Here is a 20871-nt window from a genome sequence, read left to right as displayed (position 1 = left end):
TTAAATGCTTAACGCTCTGTCATTGCTTGCGATGTAGCTCTAAGAACTGGTTTTAAAAGATACTCAAGTACGGTTTTTTTACCGGTAATAATATCCACTTGAGTGGTCATACCTGGAATAATAGTCAGCTCTTTTGAAAAGTTATTTTTGGTGGTTTTTAGTTGCACCAAATAAAAGGTATTCTCACGGTCATCTGTAATGGTATCGGCGCTAATATGTAAAACCTCTGCCTCAAGGCCTCCATATACGGCAAAGTCGTAGGCACTAAATTTTATCATCGCAGATTGCCCAGGGCGTAAAAATGCAATGTCTTTAGGAGGAATTTTTGCCTCTACTACAAGTTGATCGTCAAGCGGGACAATTTCCATAACATCGCTACCGGGCTGTAAAATACCGCCAACAGTATTAACTAATAATCGCTGTACAGTGCCTTTAACAGGAGAACGTATTTCGGTTTGTGTTACTTTATCGGCCAAGCCAGATTCAGTTTCTTTAATTGAATCTAGTCGAAGTAGCGCTTCGGATAGTTCATTGTTCCAACGGTTAATCATAACGAGTTCAACTTCGGTTACTTTATTTTTAGCTTCGTTAATGGCCGAAAGGCTCCTATTTATAACTGCCTTGGTTCTGTTTATCTCGCCGTTTAGATCAACTATTTGGCGCTCTAAACGAATAATATCTATATCTGAGATAGCGCCCGTGCGTAACAATGGGCGAGTAACAGAGAGCTCTCTGTTTGTTAAGCGCAGCGCGCTCGTATGCTGCTCAAGTGCCGCTTTGGCTTCAATGTAATCTTGGTGTCGCTGCTCTAGTTGGCGTTTGTGAATACTTACTTGTTGCTCTAATTCTTGGCTGTTACTCAAATAAAGAGAACGTTCATGTTGCACAACTCTAGGCGCATTTTTAATAACAGACTCACTAAATACGAGCTCCTTTTTTTGAGTGAGTGCTCTGAGTCTCGCTACTTTTGCGCTTAACGACTCAACTTTGGATTGGTTTTCTCTAAAGCTAGAAATAAAGCGGGTAGGGTCTATTTTAATGAGTACATCACCCTCATTTACTATTTGCCCCTCTTTTACATTTATTTTTTCGACCATACCACCATCATAAGATTGAATAAGTTGTAATTTATTGGAGGGAATAACACGCCCCTCACCACGAGCAACTTCATCTAAATTAGCAAAACCAGACCACACAATAAGGCATATAAACGTTAAACAAATTAAATAGAGCAATAACCTAGCGCTTGCTGGCTCCTGTTGCATTTTTTCCCACTGCGCATCGACTACCCAGTCTTGGCTATTAGGCGGAGAAATCCATCCTTTAAATAGTTTATTAAATATTGATGGCTTGCCTTGTTTTCTTGCTTCTATTGCTCTGCTAACAGATTCAAAGGAGCGCTGTTCAAGTGGTTTTTTATTGTCACTCATGAGGCTTGCTCCACTGTCTTATTATTTAACGCTGCAATTACTTTTTGTTTTGGTCCATCAGCAACTACTTTTCCGTTATCTAAAACTATAATTCGGTCAACAAGCTCAAGTAATGATGAGCGGTGAGTCACCACGATTAAGGTTTTATCTTTAGAATAACCCTTTAAATTGTTAATAATTTTACTTTCACTATTATGATCTAGCGATGAGGTTGGCTCATCTAGTAATAGTATTGGAGGGTCGTTAATTATGGCTCTTGCCATACCTACAGCTTGGCGCTGGCCACCTGATAATTGACGACCTTGCTCGCCTACTTGTAAATCAAATCCGTCTGGGTGCGAATTAATTAAATCAAATAATTGGCTTCGCTCACAAGCTTCAATAATTTGCTCGTCTTTGGCATGCCAAGCACTCATGGTGAGGTTGTCTTTCAAGGTTCCATAAAACAGGGCAACGGTTTGTGGTAGGTAGCCAATATTATGACGAAGCTCAGCTGGGTCAATTTGATGTATATCATTATTGTCCATCAAAATTGATCCTGAAGAGGGTTCGTATAGTCCTAAAATAAGCTTTTCTAATGTACTTTTACCTGAGCCATTACGTCCTAAAATGGCGACTTTTTCACCGGCTTTAATTTTAAAACTAACGCCGTTGAGCGCATTATGAGATTCGTCAGAGTATTTAAAACATACATCTTTAAATTCTATATCGCCCTTTAAAATAGGGTGGCTTAACCAATGCTTACCAGGTGGACGCTCGACCTCTTTTTCCATAATCTCGTTCAGTGATTGCATTGCTATTGCGGCATGATGATATTGTGCTAAAACAGCGGCCGACTGCCCGATTGGGCCCATAGCACGAGACGATAATAGGTAGGCTGCAATTAACCCGCCTTGAGTTAGCTTACCTTCAATAACGAGGTGTACGCCTATTATCATTATTATTACGCCTACGCATTGCTGTATCCATGATGCTGTATTTGATATAGAGCTAGAAACGAGTCGGCTATGTGCGTTTACTTGTGCAATGTAAATGGTCGACTTTTCCCATACAGACTGTGTTTTACACTCTGAGTGAAAGCTCTTTACATCTTCAATATTGGTTAAGCTTTCGACTAATACTGCATTTCGCATTGAGCTTGCTTTCATTGTTTGTTCTGAAAGAGCCTCAAGTTTGCGGTGTGCGGCTATAGCGTAAGCTAATAATATAAGTGCGCCCGCGATAATAGGTAAACTTAGAGGTACGCCAATAATCGCAATAACAATTAAATACAAAACTACGAATGGCAAGTCTACTAATGCGACAAGTGTTATGGAGCTAAAAAAGTTACGTACAGCTTCAAATGATTGAATGTTGCTAGCAAAGGAGCCTGCGGACGATGGGCGGTTTTTTAGTTTCATACCTAATACCCGCTCCATTATTACAGCCGATACTTTGACATCTATTCTACTGGCAGCAAGCTCTACAAAGTAGCCCCTTACTAAGCGCAAAACAAAGTCAGCAGTGAGTGCTATTAAAATGCCAATGGCAAGTACCCATAAGGTTTCTGTTGCGTGGTTGGGCACTACGCGGTCATATACGTTCATTACAAATAAAGGCATAGCAACCGACAAAAAGCCCAAAGCAACAGCCGAAATAATTACGTCTTTATAAAGTGAGCGGCATTCTTTAATTACTCCCCAAAACCATCCATCTTTTGATAGTTTTTCAAGTACAGGTGTTCGCTCATCAAATGCAAACTCTGGTTGAGCATAAATAACTAAACCTACACTGTTAGCAGCTAACTCATCAATGCTTTGTTCGATAACTGATTCTGTAAGTTCTGGGTAAATTACACTCACCAACTGTTTATCGTAATCAATAGAATTAATAACACAGGCTTGGTTATCTTTTAAAATTAAGATGGCAGGTAGCAGTGCTGTATTAATTTTTTGTAATGGCTTATTAACTACTTTTGATTTAAAGCCGATGCGCTTTGCTGCGCGCGAAAAACCTGATGGAGTAAGATTTCCATCAGTTAGAGGAAGTCCATTTAATAGTGCTTCTCTTGAAAACTCTTTACCATGATGACGACATAAAACTGCTAGGCAGTCAACGAGGATGCCACCATGATCAAGTACATCGTTTAATTCCATACACCATCCAATGTTATGTAGAACTGCATAGGATTGTTACTAGTAAACCTAAACTCGACTTAAATATTTCATGCCGAGTTTAGGTTATTTACATAACGTTAATTGTCTTTAGGTATCAGTAATTACAGCTTCGATACGTCGATTCGCAGCATTTGCTCTTACTGATATTTCGTTTACACGTGGTTGATCGATGCCATACCCGAACGATTTAACACGTTTAGGTTCTACATCGAATTGCTTAATCAGAATTTCAGCTACGGCAAACGCACGTTTTTCTGATAGTTTACGGTTATATTTACGGTCTCCATCTAAAGAGGCATGACCTTGTATTTCAACCTGTTTAGTTGGGTTCTCTTTTAAAAAATCTGCAAGCCGACTAATTTCTTGAATATATTGAGACCTTACATCGCTTGAGTCAGCAGAAAAAGGAATACCAATTTCTATATTCGAGGTTGATGCGCTATAAATTGTGCAACCAGATAAATCTACATTTGTACTCAAAGGTGTGCTTGGGCAAGTGTCTTGCTCATTTGGTACGCCGTCACCATCATCATCGGTAAAGCTGCTTGCTGTCGTGTCGGTTTCCAGCGGTATATCTAAGTACCTTGGCATAGCCGTTACACTCATGTATGCATTATCTTGCTTAGCTTTTTTTTGAAGAAATGCCTTGCGGCTAAAAGTGGTTGCTACATCGTAACTCGGACAGATATTTTGTGCGCTATGAACAATAGGGTCGTCAGTTAGCTCTTTTAATGTAGGGTATTTATCTGACATCACGTTAAGTGCTGGCAGTAATTTCCCCATTTCTTTTAGCATAGTTAAAATAGCTGATTGACGGTCGTAAAGCGCCACTATGTATGAACGTGTTGATTGAAATGACTCGTTTTCGGCATCAAGTACGTCTAGTAGAGTTCGTTGGCCTATATCGAATTGATCCTTATATGCAATTTTAACTTTAGTTGATGATTCGCGGTGTTGATCAAGCGCCGGTAACTTTTGCTCTAATATAGTGACGTTGTAATAAGCAATTTGCAGACTCTGACGAATATCAATACAAGACTGATCGCGTTGATATTTTGCAATGTTTATATCCTGATAGGCTTGTTCTAAATTGGCATTATCAAGACCACCATTATATAAATTATAGCTAATATCGATGCCGACTCGCGCTTCTGTTCTGGTTTCATTTTGACCAAGTTCATCTCTATCTTGGCTACCGTAGCGGGCAGATAAATCTACGTTAGGATGAAACGCTGCTTTTTGTGCTTTTGCGTTCGCTTTTTGTGCTTCAATATTATACAAAGAGGCGTAAAATGAAGGGCTATTTTTGTAAGCGACGTCTAGCGCTTGATTAACTGAAATTGGTATATTTTTTTCATCAAGGTCAGCTTGCTTTATATCGTTCATAGGAAGCTCTCCTACAACCCTTAAGTAGCGAGCGCTTACATCATGTAAATTTGAGTACTCCGTTAATACGTTAGATTGTGCTAAAGATAAGCGCCCACTAATTTGTTCTAGATCGGCAGCGCGCGCTACACCAGCTCCTACACTTTGTTCTATTTGTTGATATACAGACTCGTGCTCTTGTAAATTTGCTTCTGCAAGTTGTACTAACTCTTTGAATTTTTGTACGTCGAGCAGGGCTATTGAGGCTTCAAGTGCTGTTTGTTCTGTTTGAGAAATAAGCTCAAAGTACCTAATGAGTTGAATGCGTTTAAAGCGATCAACCGTATTCGAGGTCCTAAAACCGTCATAAAGCATTTGAGTAACACTTAACTCGGCTGTATTACGGTTATATTCTTCTTCAACACCGTAATTTCTTCTTTCATAGCCCGCGCTTGCTGATACATCAACACTTGGTAAATAACCTGAGCGGGCAGCATCTACTCCATAAATCGAAGATTTAAAAGCATGCCATGCTTCTTGTACTTCAGGATTGTTTTCAATCGCTTTACTTGAGACATAGGTAAGTGGCATTGCTGATTGTTCATTTGCATGCACATAGTTTAGTAGAGTTGCGGCTGTAATCGTTAGTCCGATTAACATAGTCTCTTGATGTTTCTTAAAAGTGTTTTTTGTAATCATTTCTTCCTCTTAGATCCTGTTAAGACCGTAAATACTCCCTTAAGTATTTAGTAAAGGAATACTATTTTTGCAAGTAATCGTTTTGGTTAGCATAAAAAAAATTTTCTACCACTTTCTTGTTGATTTTTTATTTTTTGAATTTTTCTTTTAAACCTGTACTTGAGTACAGTATCTATGTGGCTTTTTTGTCCTACCTTTAACTTATTAGATTGTTATTTTAAAAAGTTTGAGGGTACCAAAATGGAAGCAAATCAACTGGTAGTTATTGATATTCAAGGTTCGGCAGGTGTGGTGCTGGATGATGGGTCAATAAGAGCATTAAATGTTGGTGACATTATCACCGTGGGTGATTTAGTTGTTACTGCTATTAAATCGTCTTTACAAATTGATGTGCAAGGTGAAACCTTATCTATACCCGCAAATCAAAAGGTAAAAATAACACCAGACTTATTAGCGAAAGAAGCCAGAGATTCTAGCGAAACAACTGTTTTTGATGAAAGTTTAGATGAAGCAATTGCAAGCTTAGATTTAGGGGCAGAGCAAGACCCATCAACAGCGGCTAATTCTGATGTAACAGATTTTTTAGATGCGTTAGAAGGTGATGGGGACATTCTAGATAATTTAGAGGCAACAGCCGCTGGTGGGGGTAACGCTGCGGGTGCAGATGGAGGCAGTTCGTTTGTACAGCTAACCCGAATTTCTGAAAGTGTTGATCCTAGTAGTGTTACTTTTGATTCATCTTTTGAGCAAGGCGCTACTGAAGCTTTTAATTTAAGAGATACCTCTGACGGTATTGTGCCTGATTCAACTACTGCATCTATTTCACTTAATGAGCTAGGTATTACTAACTCATCACAACCCACAATCACCGGTAAGAGCGAAAACTTAATCGGCGAAACGGTTAATGTAACGGTAACTGATGTTGATGGAAACTCTCAAGTAGTTAGTGTTGTAATTGGCCCTGATGGTACCTTTGAAATAACCCTACCAACACCAATTGCTGATGGCCCTGTAACGGTTGTTGTTGAAGCGACGGATCCTGTTGGTAATCCTATAAACGACACTATTTCAATTGAGGTTGATACAACACCTCCACTTATTGCTATTGATCCTGTTGCCGATTCTGCTTCGCAAATAGTGACAGTGACAGGGACAGTATCTGGTTTGAATACTGGGGATAATGTATCAGTCACGTTAACGGATAGTGCAGGTACGGTACAAACAATAGTTACTCAGGTTGATGCTCAAGGAAATTGGGTAATTACTACCACCTCACCTTTATCTGAAGGGGAGTTTAACGTAAGCGCTGTTGCGATTGATGCAGCTGGAAATCAAGCTATAGACCAAGCTTTAGCGAATGTAGATTTAACTGCTCCGGTAATCACCGTAAATGTAACTGATGAAACAAATAACTCAACACCACCACTTGTTGGAACAACAAATGGTGTTCCTGAGGGCACTCAAGTAACAATTACTGTTACAGATAGTGCAGGACAAATACAAACATTAACTGCAGTTACCCAAGCCGATGGAAGCTGGAGTGTAGAAGTAGGGACTCCTTTACCTGAAGGTGATTTTACTGTTGATGCACAAGTAAGCGACAGTGTAGGAAACTTAGCATTAGCAAGTGATTCAGGAGTAATTGATTTAACGGCGCCTTCGGTACAAATTAATAATATTAACGACACTCAAGACACCACGCCAACGATTACAGGTAACGCGCAAGATGTACCTGCAGGCTCTATTATTAGTGTGGTTATTACCGATTTTGATGGTCAAACTCAAACATTATTAACCCAAACTAACGCTGATGGGGATTGGTCTATCGACGTAACTACGCCATTGGCTGAAGGGCAGTTTGAGGTTGATGCAAGTGTAAGTGATGCTGCAGGTAATCAAGCCCAAGCAAATAACCAAGGTGTTGTTGATTTAACAAACCCTGATATTACCGTTACTGCAATTGCTGATACTAACGATACTACACCAACATTTGTAGGTAGGGTAGAAGACGCTCCAGCGGGCTCTGTAATTACAGTATTAGTAACCGATATAAACGGTAACGTACAAACTTTAACTACTTTATTAAATGAAGATGGCACATGGAGTGTTGATGCTAGTGAAATCTTGCCAGGTGGTGAATTTACCGCAACTGCGTCAGTAACCGATGCTGCGGGTAATGAGGCATCTGCGCAAACAAACGGCGAAATAACGTTTGCTCCTATTTCAATTCAAATCGATGCAATTGCTAATACTAACGATACCACTCCATTTTTAAGTGGTAACACCGGTAATGTGCCTGCTGGTACAACCATTACTTTAACTATTACTGCAAGCGATGGCAGCACATTTACATTACTAGCAGTGACGCAAGAAGATGGTTCGTGGTCTGCACAAGTAACAACCCCTCTGCCTGAGGGCGACTTTACAGTAGTTGCTGCTGTTATAGATGACTCGGGTAATGAAGCGCAAGCAAGTGCAGTAGGTAATGTTGATTTAACTGTAAGTATTAATTTTATTATTGATACTAACGATACAACACCAACAATTAGCGGCTCTACACAAGACGTAGAACCTGGTGCGGTAGTAACCGTTACATTTACAGGAAGCGATGGCGTAGCAGAAACCGTGCAAGTAGTTACTGGTGCTGACGGAAGCTGGTCAGTTGAGGCAAGTAATGAATTAGTTGAAGGCCAGTTTAGTGTGGTTGCAACTGTAACTGATGCTGCGGGTAATACAGCTTCTGCAAGTGAAACTGGAGAAATTGATTTAACAGATCCTGCAATCACGATTAATCCTATTGAGGATACGAATGATGTAACCCCATCTGTAAGCGGTAATGTAATTGATGTACCTGCAGGGACCGAAGTTACATTAGTAATAACTGACAGTGAAGGTAATGAACAAACACTTACAACAACTACAAATACAGATGGTACATATACAGCGGATATTATTGCAGATCTCAGTGAAGGAGATTTCACAGTAACAGCGAGTGTTAGCGACACTGCAGGCAATAGCAGTACGGCAACTGTTACAGGTACGGTTGATTTAACCGCACCAAGTGTGACTATTAACAATATCGCAGATACAAACGATACAACACCTACTCTTACAGGCTCTACCCAAGGATTAGCATCGGGCAGTGAAGTGACTTTAACTGTTACTGATAATCTAGGGGCTGAGCAACAGTTAGTTACTACTATAAGTGCGGATGGTACTTGGAGTATTGAGGTTCCAACTGCTTTAAGCGAGGGGGATTTTACCGTAACTGCTAATGTATCTGATAATGCAGGTAACGCAGCTCAAGATTCACAATTAGGCACAGTTGATACCACCCCTCCTTTAGTTGCAATAAATGACTTTGCTGATTCAAACGATACAACGCCTACATTTAGCGGAACAACAAGTGATGTAGCTCCGGGTAGCCTTGTTAGTGTTTTAGTTACTGATGCAAATGGTGAGTCACAAACATTGACGGCGGTTGTGTCAGAAGATGGAACTTGGCAAGTTGGTGCAACTCAAGCTGTTGCTGAAGGCGATTTTACAATTACAGCAACAGTAACAGACGCTGCGGGTAATGAAGCAAGCGATACTGTTAGTGGAACAATTGATTTATCAGCTCCAATTATAGCAATTAATACAATCCCAGATAGCGCCGATACTACTCCAACAATTTCAGGTTCTGTACAAAATGTACCAGCCGGAACAACTGTTACGTTAATCGTTACAGATGCTGGTGGTAATACACAAACAATTACAACACAAACGCTAGCCGATGGTAGCTGGACAGTCGATACTACTAATGAGCTAGTTGAAGGTGACTTTAGTGTTAATGCCATCGTTAGTGATGAAGCAGGTAACCAAAGTGAAGCTTCTGCACAGGGAACTATTGATAATACCGCACCAAATATTACGATTGATGCACTGACGGATAGCAACGATACAACACCAACTATTTCAGGCACCGCAACGGGCGAACCAGAAGGCACGGTTGTTACTATTATAGTTACGGATGAAGCAGGTAACCCACAAAGCATAACCACAGAAGTACAAGCCGATGGCACATTTAGTGTTGATGTTCCAAATGAATTAAGTGAAGGTGAATTTACTGTTGAAGTATCGGTTACCGATACAGCAGGTAATGAAACTACCGCAACAACAACAGGCGAAGTTGATACTGCCGCGCCAACAGTTATTATTGACCCAGTAGGTGATACTAACGACACCACCCCAACCATTTCAGGCACCGCAACGGGTGAGCCAGAGGGCACAGTTGTTACTATTACAGTAACTGATGAAGCTGGTAATCCACAAACTATCACCACTGAAGTACAAGCTGATGGTACCTTTAGTGTTGATGTACCAAATGAATTAAGTGAGGGTGAGTTTACGGTTGAAGTATCGGTTACCGATACAGCAGGTAATGAAACTACCGCAACAACAATAGGCGAAGTCGATACTGCCGCGCCAACAGTTATTATTGACCCAGTAGGTGATACTAACAACACCACCCCAACCATTTCAGGCACCGCAACCGGTGAGCCAGAGGGCACGGTTGTTACTATTACAGTTACTGATGAAGCAGGTAATCCACAAACTATTACCACAGAAGTACAAGCCGATGGCACCTTTAGTGTTGATGTACCTAACGAATTAAGTGAAGGCGAATTTACTGTTGAAGTATCGGTTACCGATAACGCAGGTAATGAAACCACAGCCACAACAACGGGAGAAGTTGATACCACAGCGCCAATAGTTACTATTAATGCACTAGGCGATACGAGTGATACAACACCGACCATTTCAGGCACGGTTAGCGGGGAGCCTGCTGGTTCAACCATAACTTTAACAGTGACCGATGCTAATGGTGCAGTACAAACAATTTCAGCACAAGTAATTGCAGACGGAAGTTGGACAGTAGAAGTACCTGCGGCTTTAGCTGAAGGGGCCTACTCTGTAGATGCAAGTATTAGCGATAGCGCTGGTAATGAAGGCACAGCAAGTGCTTCAGGCACAATTGATACAAGCGCATTGACTATTACCATTGATGTTATTGGCGAAACTAACGATCAAACACCTCAAATAAATGGTGATACTTTTAATGCACAAGTTGGCTCTCAAGTTGAAGTTCAGATCACTGACTCAGCGGGTGGAATAATTACTTTAACTACGGTTGTTGATGAAAACGGACTCTGGAGTGTTACTCCGCCAGCCGATTTGGCTGAAGGCACCATTTTAATTAGTGCGACAGTAACAGACATAGGTGGTGGAAGCGCAAATGCAGAGCTTGATGCTGTAATTGATATTACGCCTCCAACCATACAAGTAAATGAACTAGAAACAAGTAATGATACAACACCGGTTATTTCTGGTGACACAACTGACGTAGTTGCAGGCACAGTTATAAATTTAACGGTTACTGATTCTCAAGGGGTTGTTCGCACATTTAGCACAACAACAGATGCAGATGGTAATTGGAGTGTTGAACTTTCCCAAGAGTTGGCCTCGGGCGATTATTCTGTAGAAGCTGAAGTATCTGATGCTGCTGGAAATAGTGCTTCAGATACTGCTACAGGCATTATAGATACATCAGGACCTAGCTTAACCGTTAACTTTGATACTGTAACTAACGACTCAACACCTACTATTTCAGGCACTAGTGATGCAGACGTTGGTACCAGTATCACAGTTGTTATTACAGATGATAACGGGGTTGAACAAACACTTACCACCACAGTAGATGCAAATGGTAACTGGGAAGTAACTCCACAAACAGATTTAAATGAAGGTGATAACACCATCGAAGTGAGTGTATCTGACGAAGCAGGAAATACGACAACAGTTACAGATACAATTACGTTAGACACGCAAGCGCCAATACTCACCATTCAAAACGTAGGCGATGTTAGCGACTTAACACCCGAGCTGCAGGGCACCAGTAATGAAATTGGTGGCACTGTTACACTCACCATCACCGACAGCGCAGGCGCTGTGCAAACCATTGAGACCCTAGTTGGCAGCGATGGCCACTGGAACATTGAGATTCCAGGTGCCCTTGCACAAGGTGACTTTACTGTAAGCGCGAGTATTACTGATGCGGCAGGCAACGAGAGCACAGCAAACAGCAGTGGTAATGTGGATACTATTACGCCAATCGTCACCGTTGATGCACTGGGCTTGGGTAACGACAGCACCCCAGTGATTAGTGGTACTTCAACAGAGCCTGAAGGCACCGTTGTAAACATTGTTATTACTGACAGCAACGGTGATGAACACCCAATCACCGCCACCGTGGATGCAAACGGTGATTGGCAAGCAACCAGCCCTGAATTACCGGATGGAAGCTACACCGTGCAAGCCAGTATCACCGATGATGCAGGCAACACCGGCGGCGCGACACAAACGGGCAACCTAGATACCTTAGCGCCAACACTGACGTTAGACACAGTCGGTGCCACGAATAACAGCACGCCAACAATTAGCGGGACATCGAACGCGCCAGCAGGCACGGTTATAACGATTAACGTCACGGATGCAGATAATACAGAAACGTTTACTGCAACAGTACAAGCCGATGGCAGCTGGTCAGCAGATGTACCGAACGCGTTAACTGATGGTCCACTTACTATCGAAGCAAGCGTTAGTGATAACGCCGGTAATACCACTACATTAAGTGAAACCGCAACACTCAACACCACGGCCCCAAGCATCAGTATTAATACACTGGTTGACACCAACGACACCACCCCAACCATTAATGGTACAAGCGATGCGGCAGATAACACCACCATTAGCTTAACGTTTGAAGACAGTACAGGGAATATTACGACGGTTGATACGACCGTAACGGGTGGAGTATGGAGTGTCGATGCACCAACTGACTTAGCCGAAGGCGAATATACTGTCACCGCACAGGTAGATGATGGTCTAGGTAATATCGGCAGCGCCACCGAGACAGGTCAGATAGACCTTACTGGCCCGAGCCTTGTTATTACAGACAACGGTGTAGGGAACGACACCACGCCAACGATTGCAGGTACCAGCGATGCACCGCAAGGCAGTGAAGTAACGATTGTTGTCACCGACAGCAGCGGCGCAGCGCAAGCAATGAGCGCCACCGTACTAGCCAATGGCACGTGGTCAATCCCTGTACCGGTAGCACTTGCAGAAGGTACATACACTATTAGCGCGAGTGTTGAAGATACCGCAGGCAACGACACCACCGCCACAGGCGCAGGTGAAATAGATACCACTGCACCGACACTTGTACTTACCAGCCCAGGCTCAAGTAATGACATCACCCCGACACTCAGTGGAACAAGTGATGCCGTTGAAGGCACGGTTATTAACTTCACGATAGTGGACGATCAAGGCAATACACAAACGTTTACCACCACTGTGGATGCCGATGGTAACTTCTCTGTAGAAGTACCGACTGCCTTGGCAGAAGGACCATATAGCATCGAAGCAAGTATTAGCGATGTGGCAGGTAACAGCACCGATATTACCGGCAACGGCACCATTGATACCACAGCACCAAGTGTGAGTGTAGATGCGCCATTATTAACAAATGACAGCACGCCCACAGTGACAGGCACCAGTGATGCACCTAACAGCACCATCACGGTGACGTTTACAGATGCAGCAAATGCCACTCAAAGCATTGATGTACAAACCGATGTCAATGGTAACTGGAGTGCGACACCAACAGGCACATTAGCCGAAGGGAATTATAGCGTTAGCGCCAGCATCACCGATGCCGCAGGCAACACAGGTACCGGCACTGACAGTGGCGAAGTGGATGTAACTGCTCCTGAACTTGAAATTATTCCATCGTTTTTATTAGGTAATTTAGTTTCTCTTTCGGGGGATTCTGATTTACCGGGAGGCTCTGTAATCACTATTACAGAGTACCTAGTTGGTGGGTTAGTTGGCGCAACTTATACAGCAACGACAAATCCTGATGGTACCTGGGGGCTTGCAAACATAACAGTACCTTTACTAAACCTTGCCTATGTGATTGCCAGTGCAACGGATGCCGCTGGTAATGTCAGAACAATCAATACACTTGATTTTGATAACGTAGCACCAGAATTAACCGTTAGTGTTGATGCTTTATCTAATGACAGTACGCCAGTAATTAGCGGCACCACCGATATGGGGCAAGGCACTGTAATTAATATAACCGTGACTGATAGTGAAGGAGAAAGCCAAGCGTTTACTGCGACAGTTCAAGCCGGTGGCGACTGGTCAGCAGATGTACCAGCAGAGCTAGCGCAAGGTCAATACACTGTTGTTGCAGAGGTTAGAGACAGTGTTGGTAATTTAACAACGCAGCAGGCTCAAGGTGAAATAGATAGCGTTGCTCCTACATTAATTGTGAACGAAGTTAACGCGACAATAGATACAACCCCTACAATTTCAGGCACGAGTAATGAGATTGGTGCTGATGTAAGCATTATTATTGGTGGTCAAACACTAACAGCAACTGTGGGTACTGATGGCAATTGGCAAGTAGATGTCCCCGTAGCACTTGTTGATGGTGATTATACGGCTCAAGTAAGTGTTACCGATGACGCTAATAATATCAGCAACACGACAATTAATTTAACAATTGATACCCAAGTACCTGTTATTGTACTTAATGATATAACTGTATTTAACACTGAGACACCAATTATAAGTGGCACTACAACTGAACCACAGGATACGGTGGTCGATATAGTTATTACAGATAGCAACGGTGATATACATACTTTAACCGCAATAGTTGATACTAACGGCGATTGGCAAGTTACGGCGCCAAGCTTGCCTGATGGTAATTATGATGTAGAGGTAAGTATTACCGATGATGCTGGCAATCAAGGTGTGGATACAGGCTCGAGCTTTATTGATACTCAAGCACCAAGTATTACTATAAACGCATTAGGTACAATTAATGACAGCACGCCAACTATTTCAGGCACATCCAATGAACCTGAAAACACGAGTATTACAGTAACTGTGACCGATGGAGATAGTACCGAGACTTACACAACTGTTGTTGGTGCAGGTGGTGCTTGGACTGTAGATATTACAGATGCACTGACTGATGGTGAAGTTACAGTTTCTGCAAGTGTTACTGATGCCGCAGGGAATGAATCAGTTGCAAATAGTACCGCAACGTTAAATACCAATGCGCCTACAATTAATATTAATACAATTGTTGATACAAACGATCAAACACCAGCAATATCAGGCACAAGTAGTGCGGCAGATAACACAGAAATCACGGTTGTCATAACTGACGTTAATAACGTTTCACATACTGTAACTACAACTGTGGTAGGTGGGATCTGGAGTGTTGATGCGACAGATATTCTACCTGAAGGTGAATTTACTGTTTCGGCAAGTGTAACTGAAGGAGGCTTAACGAGTAATACAACAGGTAGCGGTGTTATCGATTTAACTCCACCAGCACTTAATATTACACCGCTTACAATTTCAAATGATACAACGCCAACAATTTCAGGCACAACTACAGCTCCACAAGGCGCCATAGTCGCTATTTTAATTACAGATAGCTTAGGTGTAGAGCAAACGGTTAATGCTACTGTTGGTGCAAATGGCACATGGTCAGTCGCTGCAAGTACAGAGTTGAGCGAGGGCACTTACACGGTTTTAGCTTCAACAACAGATACTGCAGGTAATCCTGTAAACACAAGTATTACAGGGGAAGTTGATATAACAGCACCTGTTGTGACTATTAACGATATTGCTGGAAGTACCGATCTAACTCCAGGTATTTCAGGAAGTGTGACAGGTGCTAATGTGGGTGATGCTGTTGCAGTGGTATTCACTGATGCACAAGGTAATGAGCACACTGTAAATACAACTGTTCAAACGGGTGGTATATGGTCTGTAGAGGCAAGTAATTCTCTTTCACAAGGAGATTATTCAGTTGAAGTATTTGTTACTGACAGCGCGGGTAATACCGGGGACGCAACAAATACAGCAACCATTGATACAATTGCTCCCGAAATTAGTATTAATCAAAGTTCATTAATACTTACCCAAGACAGCACGCCATTAATTAATGGCACATCAAACGAGCCAAATACAAACGTTTTAGTTACGTTTACGGACTCAGCTGGTGCATCGCATCAAATGACCGTTCAAACCGATGTGAATGGAGACTGGCAAGCGGCTGCTGATAATATTTTAGCAGAGGGGGTTTACAGTGTTAGTGCAACTATTAGCGATGCTGCGGGCAATACTTCAGTCGACAATAAAACCGGTGGTGAGGTTGATACTGTGGGACCAGAGCTAACAATTGTGCCTTCCTTCCTATTAGGTCAGTTGGTTTCTTTATCTGGTACATCTGATTTGGGCGAAGGTAAAACCGTTACGGTTACTCTAGAGCTTGCAGGTGATTTACTCGATTTAACATACGATGTAACCACAGATGCAAATGGTGATTGGGAGCTATTAGGCCTAGCAGTTAATGTTATTGGCTTATCGGTTGTTGAAGCTTCTGCAACTGATGATGCTGGTAATACAACCACTATAACTACGGCTGATGTAGACGCTTCAACCCCAGTACTGAATGCGGTGGTTGACTTTGTAACTGGAGAAGGCGATTTACCAATAATTAGTGGTACGACCGACCAAGCACCAGGCACTGAAGTGCTAGTTAGAGTGGTGGATAGCGAAAATGTAGTACAAGAGCTTACTGCAATAGTACAAGATGACAATACGTGGGTAGTACAGGTACCTCAATCATTGGCTGAAGGTACATTTAGCATAACAGTTGACGTATTAAGTGAGGTCGGCATTACTACCACGCAACTACTTGACGGAGTTGTAGATACAATATCGCCGACACTTGGCTTACAGGTTATTGGTACAACATCGGATTCAACGCCAATTATCCAAGGTACCAGTGATTTAATTAATGGTGTTGTTGAAATACAACTTGATGGTGGTTCAGTTTTAACCACTACGGTTAATGCAGCTGGATTATTTTCACTCGAGGTAGATGTACTAACTGAAGGGCAACATGTGGCTAATGTAAGCATTACAGATGAAGCAGAAAACGTAGTTACTGATACGCTTGAATTCGTCGTTGATACGCTAGTGCCAGTGGTTGGAATTTTACCACTGAGCATTAGCAACACTGATATATTAACAATTTCAGGTACATCGGAAGAAACACCCGGTACAGACATTGACGTAACAGTTATTGGTAGCAATGGTGATGAAACAGTATTTGATGCTGTAGTTGGTAGCGATGGCACGTGGTCATTAGTAACCACCAGCTTATCAGATGGTGTTTATGATGTGTATGCGAGTATTACTGATGCCGCAGGTAATACTGGGCAGTCAGTCATTGAACAAGTAACTATAGACACCATTCCACCAACGTTAGAAATAGACGCCTTTGGTGTACTTAATACATTAACGCCTACTATTACTGGCACCAGTGACGAAGAAATAGGTAGCTTAATTACGGTTAATGTTACCGACTCTACAAACACACTTTATGAAGTTACCACAACGGTATTAGGAGATGGCACGTGGTTTGTTGTTACCCCTTTACTTGCTGAGGGCGATTTAACCATAGAAGCTATTAGTATTGATGATGCTGGAAATATAGCCACAGTAACGCAAACTGGCACTGTTAGTACCACTTTACCGAGCCTACTAATCAATCCAATAATAGATACAAGCGATACAACCCCTACTATTAGTGGTACTACCGATGTAATAAACGGTAATGTAGAAGTCGTTATTACTGACAGTGACGGTACCGCTACCACTTATAATACAACGGCTATAGCAGGTATGTGGACTCTAATACCTACAACACCATTAGCTGAAGGCGCCTTTACTGTAAGTGCTACAGTTGAAGACTTAGGGCTTTCAAGCTCTACAAGTCTTGGTGGAATAATTGATTTAACACCACCAACAGTTGAAGTTGATCAATTATCTGTAACCAATAACCCGCTACCGACTATAACAGGTATAAGTGATGCACCAGCAGGTACAAATGTGAGTGTTGTTATTACTGATGCTAATAACGATTCACAAACTATTACCGCTCAAGTTTCAGGAAATGGCACATGGTCAGTAACAGCTACCACCGCGCTTAGTGAAGGTGGTTTTAGTGCTACTGCGACAGTGAGTGATGCTGCGGGTAACTCATCAAGCGATACTATGGTTTCAAGCACAGACTACACAGCGCCAACTGTAGTCATAGATCCAATATTGGTAGGGCAAGATACAACGCCTACTGTTACGGGGTCAGTTACTGGAAGCTTTGCAGGTGCAGCGGTTATAGTTATGTTTACTGATTCAGCTGGTGCCACTCACAATGTTCAAACAACAGTTGGAGCTGATGGGACGTGGAGTGTGACATCAGCAGAAGTACTTCCTGAGGGCAACTACAGCGTAGATGTAAGCATTGCTGATGGTGCAGGTAATATCGGTACGCAATCATCAAGTAGCGCAATTGACTCAGGTATTACAATTGACTCGGGGTTAGAGCTAACCGCAGATCAAACACCGCTTGTTACGGGGACTGCCGCTCCAGGTGAGTCTGTAACTGTTACCTTTAATGGTCCAACTGAAAGTATTGTATTAATAAAAACTGTTAATGCATCGGGTGTATGGAGTGCTACAGCTAATACTGACTTAGCTGATGGGGAGTACACAGTAACAGCCGTAGCAACTGATACATCAGGTAATACAACTTCAAGCGGTAGTATATCTGGATTGGTTATTGATACCACGCCAATAGGTTTTGAGGTTACTGATTTTAGTTCAGGAATATTAGGTATTGTACTCCCATCAGTTGAAGGGACAACAGAGCCAGATACTGAAGTATACATTATTGGCTCTTCGTTATTAGGCATTGACTTACTCGGTCTAGATTTAGATGTATTAGAACTTTCAAGGAGCTTTACTTCAGATAGCAATGGAGATTGGGGAGGGTTTTTAAACTTAGCCAACCTAAACATTGGTGGAGGGGAGCAATATTATTTTGTTACTGTTGATGAAGTCGGAAACTACTTGATTAAAAATACGGGTGACGAGGTAGAGCAGTCCGGCAATATTTACACCTCTGAATCAGGCTCAGGTGCTGGCGACATTATGCCAGCGTCATTTAGCGAAGAGTCAGCATTGGGTGATACGCAAGGTGATGAAGTGTTAAACACCGAAACCATTAATTTAGCAAATGTAGGAACAATAGCAAGCACGCCAGAACAGGTGGTAGGAGTTAGTGAAGCAGAACCACTAAGCATAAACGATGTAATAATTGACTCTGAAACAGAGCAGTTAGTTGCTTTAAATAATCTACTTGATGAAGAAGGCTCTGCAATTGCTTATACTCCAGCTCAAAGTGGGGGAAGCATTGATGCAGCAGCGCCTGCGGTTGATGTACAAAATCAATCGGAAGAGATGATTAAACACTTAATTGAAAGTAGTAATAATCAAACGGATATTTAATCTCAATAAAGCCCTCTTAATTATTAAGGGGGCTTACATTATTAAGAAAATTGATATTATTTATAACGAAATTTAATGTCAAATTTTGGGCTTACGCTTTTAAATTACGAACCAGTTTACTCTCGGTATTTACAGATTTACCGGCTTGATCGTAGGTCATTGACGTTGGTGCGCCAATTAATATCTCTTTTAATTGTTTAACACTTAGTTGAGCTTGGCGGGCAGCATGAGCATTAACGTTATTTTGTTTTTGGCATTGTGCAAGTTGAGTTTTAACTTGGCTTATTAGCTCAGATATTTCAGGATTTTGTGAGTCGTTACTAGCAATTAGCTTACTTAGCTCTTTATCAAGAGTGCTTAACTTAGTTAAAAAAGACATTTTTTGTTGGGCAATTTCTTTTAAACCAGCACCACGTCGTGAGGCAATAGCAGTAAGCTCATCGTTTAATAGCTTGTGTAAAGAGTCTAAACAACTTACTTGTTGGTTTAGTTTTACGCTAATTAAACTATTATGATCAGCCATACACGTTAAACTCAAAATCAGCTAAGTTTTTAGCAAGCTTTTCACTATCCACTTGGTATTTACCTTCAGTTATTGCTTTTTTTAGCTCAGCAACTTTATCGCTGTCAAAGCCAGGCGATTGCTGCGCTTTATCTTGAAGCGTTTTTAATTGCTGTGCCTGCGGCGTTAAACTTACAGAATCACTAGCAGCTTTAGGCGAAGGGGCCTGAGCAGCTTGTGTATTTGCGTTATCTTTTTTTAAATCAACTTGTTGCTGCTTTGCATTTGTAAGCGCATTAGCTTGTTGATTACTGCCATTAACTTGATTAACCATAATAATAAACCCGTATATTACCCAACTTATGCCATGTTATCGGCATATACGTGGGATACTTTAGTATAAATCTAAATTAAATATTCACTTGAACAGACTCTACACCATCTACTCGCGCATTTAAAACTTTACCTGATTTTTTGTTTTTTATTTGTATCTGTTCGCCCAAAGTACCGTCTTCTAAAGCAATACCTGTGGTTTTAATTCTAAGGCCTCTGAGATTAGCGTAAATATTAACAGAGTCACCTTTACACACCATACAAATTTGGTTTAGTAATACTGGCATACCACTTCTAATATTTCGTTTACTTCTGCTGCCTATTAGCATTGTAGGGTCATCTAAGTACTGAATTCGTACAAAGTGAGTTGGTTTCATTTCAATACTTAAATGCGATTTAGTTATTACTTCACCACGAGTTAAATTAGCAGTGGCAACAACAACTGGGGCCATTTCAACAACTCTTACATGAACGTATTGAGCCCACGTTTGCGCATCATTGCACTTGGCTTGTAAGGTTACTTGGCGGTTAAATGGTGGCTCATCGGATGTTGATAATTCAAGCTCTGTATTACAGACACGATCAGGAATGCGACTGTCTAAAGGCAGAGCACTTAATTGAGTATTAGTATTTTGTAATGTACCAATTTGCTTAGCTATGTAAGCAACGGCCATGTCTTGTAATAAATCTTTACTAAACACTTTAGCTTGCAAAGGGAATACAAAGCACAAGCTAGTAACAAAATAAAAAACACTGTATCTTCTGATTTTTTTTAACAAACTCATAATGTTTCGACTATGCTTATGGTTTCAAACAGGGTATAAATATTTTGCGTCAAAAAGTAGACGCACCCGCGATGTTATGTAGCTTTATAAATAGAAAGCAATTATCGTTCCGT

General features: G+C 41.6%; 7 protein-coding genes. 1 reads left to right on the top strand and 6 read right to left on the bottom strand.

Features of this window, described 5'->3' with window-relative positions:
- Positions 1-8 precede the first annotated feature (8 nt).
- The 3 genes from H5092_RS00735 to H5092_RS00725 form a co-directional block, all read right to left on the bottom strand.
- Positions 9-1430 carry an HlyD family type I secretion periplasmic adaptor subunit gene (locus tag H5092_RS00735; protein ID WP_182693280.1) on the bottom strand — a complete coding sequence of 474 codons (1422 nt, stop codon included), beginning with the start codon at positions 1428-1430 and terminating at the stop codon, positions 9-11.
- Positions 1427-3565: a type I secretion system permease/ATPase gene (locus tag H5092_RS00730; RefSeq protein WP_182732727.1), complete on the bottom strand. Its 2139-nt coding sequence runs from the start codon at positions 3563-3565 to the stop codon at positions 1427-1429. Before H5092_RS00730 ends, H5092_RS00735 begins: the two co-directional genes overlap by 4 nt.
- Before the next feature lie 108 nt (positions 3566-3673).
- A complete protein-coding gene (locus tag H5092_RS00725) occupies positions 3674-5650 on the bottom strand; it encodes a TolC family outer membrane protein (protein ID WP_182732726.1) in 1977 nt (658 codons plus the stop codon).
- Between the two features lie 240 nt (positions 5651-5890).
- On the opposite strand from H5092_RS00725, the gene H5092_RS00720 reads away from it, so the two are divergent.
- A complete protein-coding gene (locus tag H5092_RS00720; protein ID WP_182732725.1) occupies positions 5891-19138 on the top strand; it encodes an Ig-like domain-containing protein in 13248 nt (4415 codons plus the stop codon).
- 91 nt (positions 19139-19229) lie between these two features.
- Here H5092_RS00720 and flgN read toward each other — a convergent pair whose 3' ends face one another.
- From flgN to flgA, 3 genes are all read right to left on the bottom strand, one after another.
- Positions 19230-19661: a flagellar protein FlgN gene (gene flgN, locus H5092_RS00715; RefSeq protein WP_182732724.1), complete on the bottom strand. Its 432-nt coding sequence runs from the start codon at positions 19659-19661 to the stop codon at positions 19230-19232.
- Positions 19654-19974 (bottom strand): flagellar biosynthesis anti-sigma factor FlgM, encoded by a 321-nt coding sequence (gene flgM, locus H5092_RS00710; protein ID WP_002959436.1) that lies wholly within the window; start codon positions 19972-19974, stop codon positions 19654-19656. The genes flgN and flgM overlap by 8 nt, the downstream gene beginning before the upstream one ends.
- Before the next feature lie 76 nt (positions 19975-20050).
- On the bottom strand, positions 20051-20758 hold the full coding sequence (flgA, locus tag H5092_RS00705) for a flagellar basal body P-ring formation chaperone FlgA (protein ID WP_007581857.1): 708 nt from the start codon (positions 20756-20758) through the stop codon (positions 20051-20053).
- Between the last annotated feature and the right edge of the window lie 113 nt (positions 20759-20871).

The organism is Pseudoalteromonas sp. SR41-7, from assembly GCF_014163935.1.
Lineage (GTDB): Bacteria > Pseudomonadota > Gammaproteobacteria > Enterobacterales > Alteromonadaceae > Pseudoalteromonas > Pseudoalteromonas distincta.
Note: the sequence above shows the minus strand (reverse complement) of the source record. Positions and strands in the feature narration are given on the sequence as shown.

What these genes read in the sequence shown, in the direction of transcription:
- H5092_RS00735 (WP_182693280.1), bottom strand. Translation starts at nt 1,430, where the DNA reads ATGAGTGACAATAAAAAACCACTTGAACAGCGCTCCTTTGAATCTGTT.
- H5092_RS00730 (WP_182732727.1), bottom strand. Translation starts at nt 3,565, where the DNA reads ATGGAATTAAACGATGTACTTGATCATGGTGGCATCCTCGTTGACTGC.
- H5092_RS00725 (WP_182732726.1), bottom strand. Translation starts at nt 5,650, where the DNA reads ATGATTACAAAAAACACTTTTAAGAAACATCAAGAGACTATGTTAATC.
- H5092_RS00720 (WP_182732725.1), top strand. Translation starts at nt 5,891, where the DNA reads ATGGAAGCAAATCAACTGGTAGTTATTGATATTCAAGGTTCGGCAGGT.
- flgN (WP_182732724.1), bottom strand. Translation starts at nt 19,661, where the DNA reads ATGGCTGATCATAATAGTTTAATTAGCGTAAAACTAAACCAACAAGTA.
- flgM (WP_002959436.1), bottom strand. Translation starts at nt 19,974, where the DNA reads ATGGTTAATCAAGTTAATGGCAGTAATCAACAAGCTAATGCGCTTACA.
- flgA (WP_007581857.1), bottom strand. Translation starts at nt 20,758, where the DNA reads ATGAGTTTGTTAAAAAAAATCAGAAGATACAGTGTTTTTTATTTTGTT.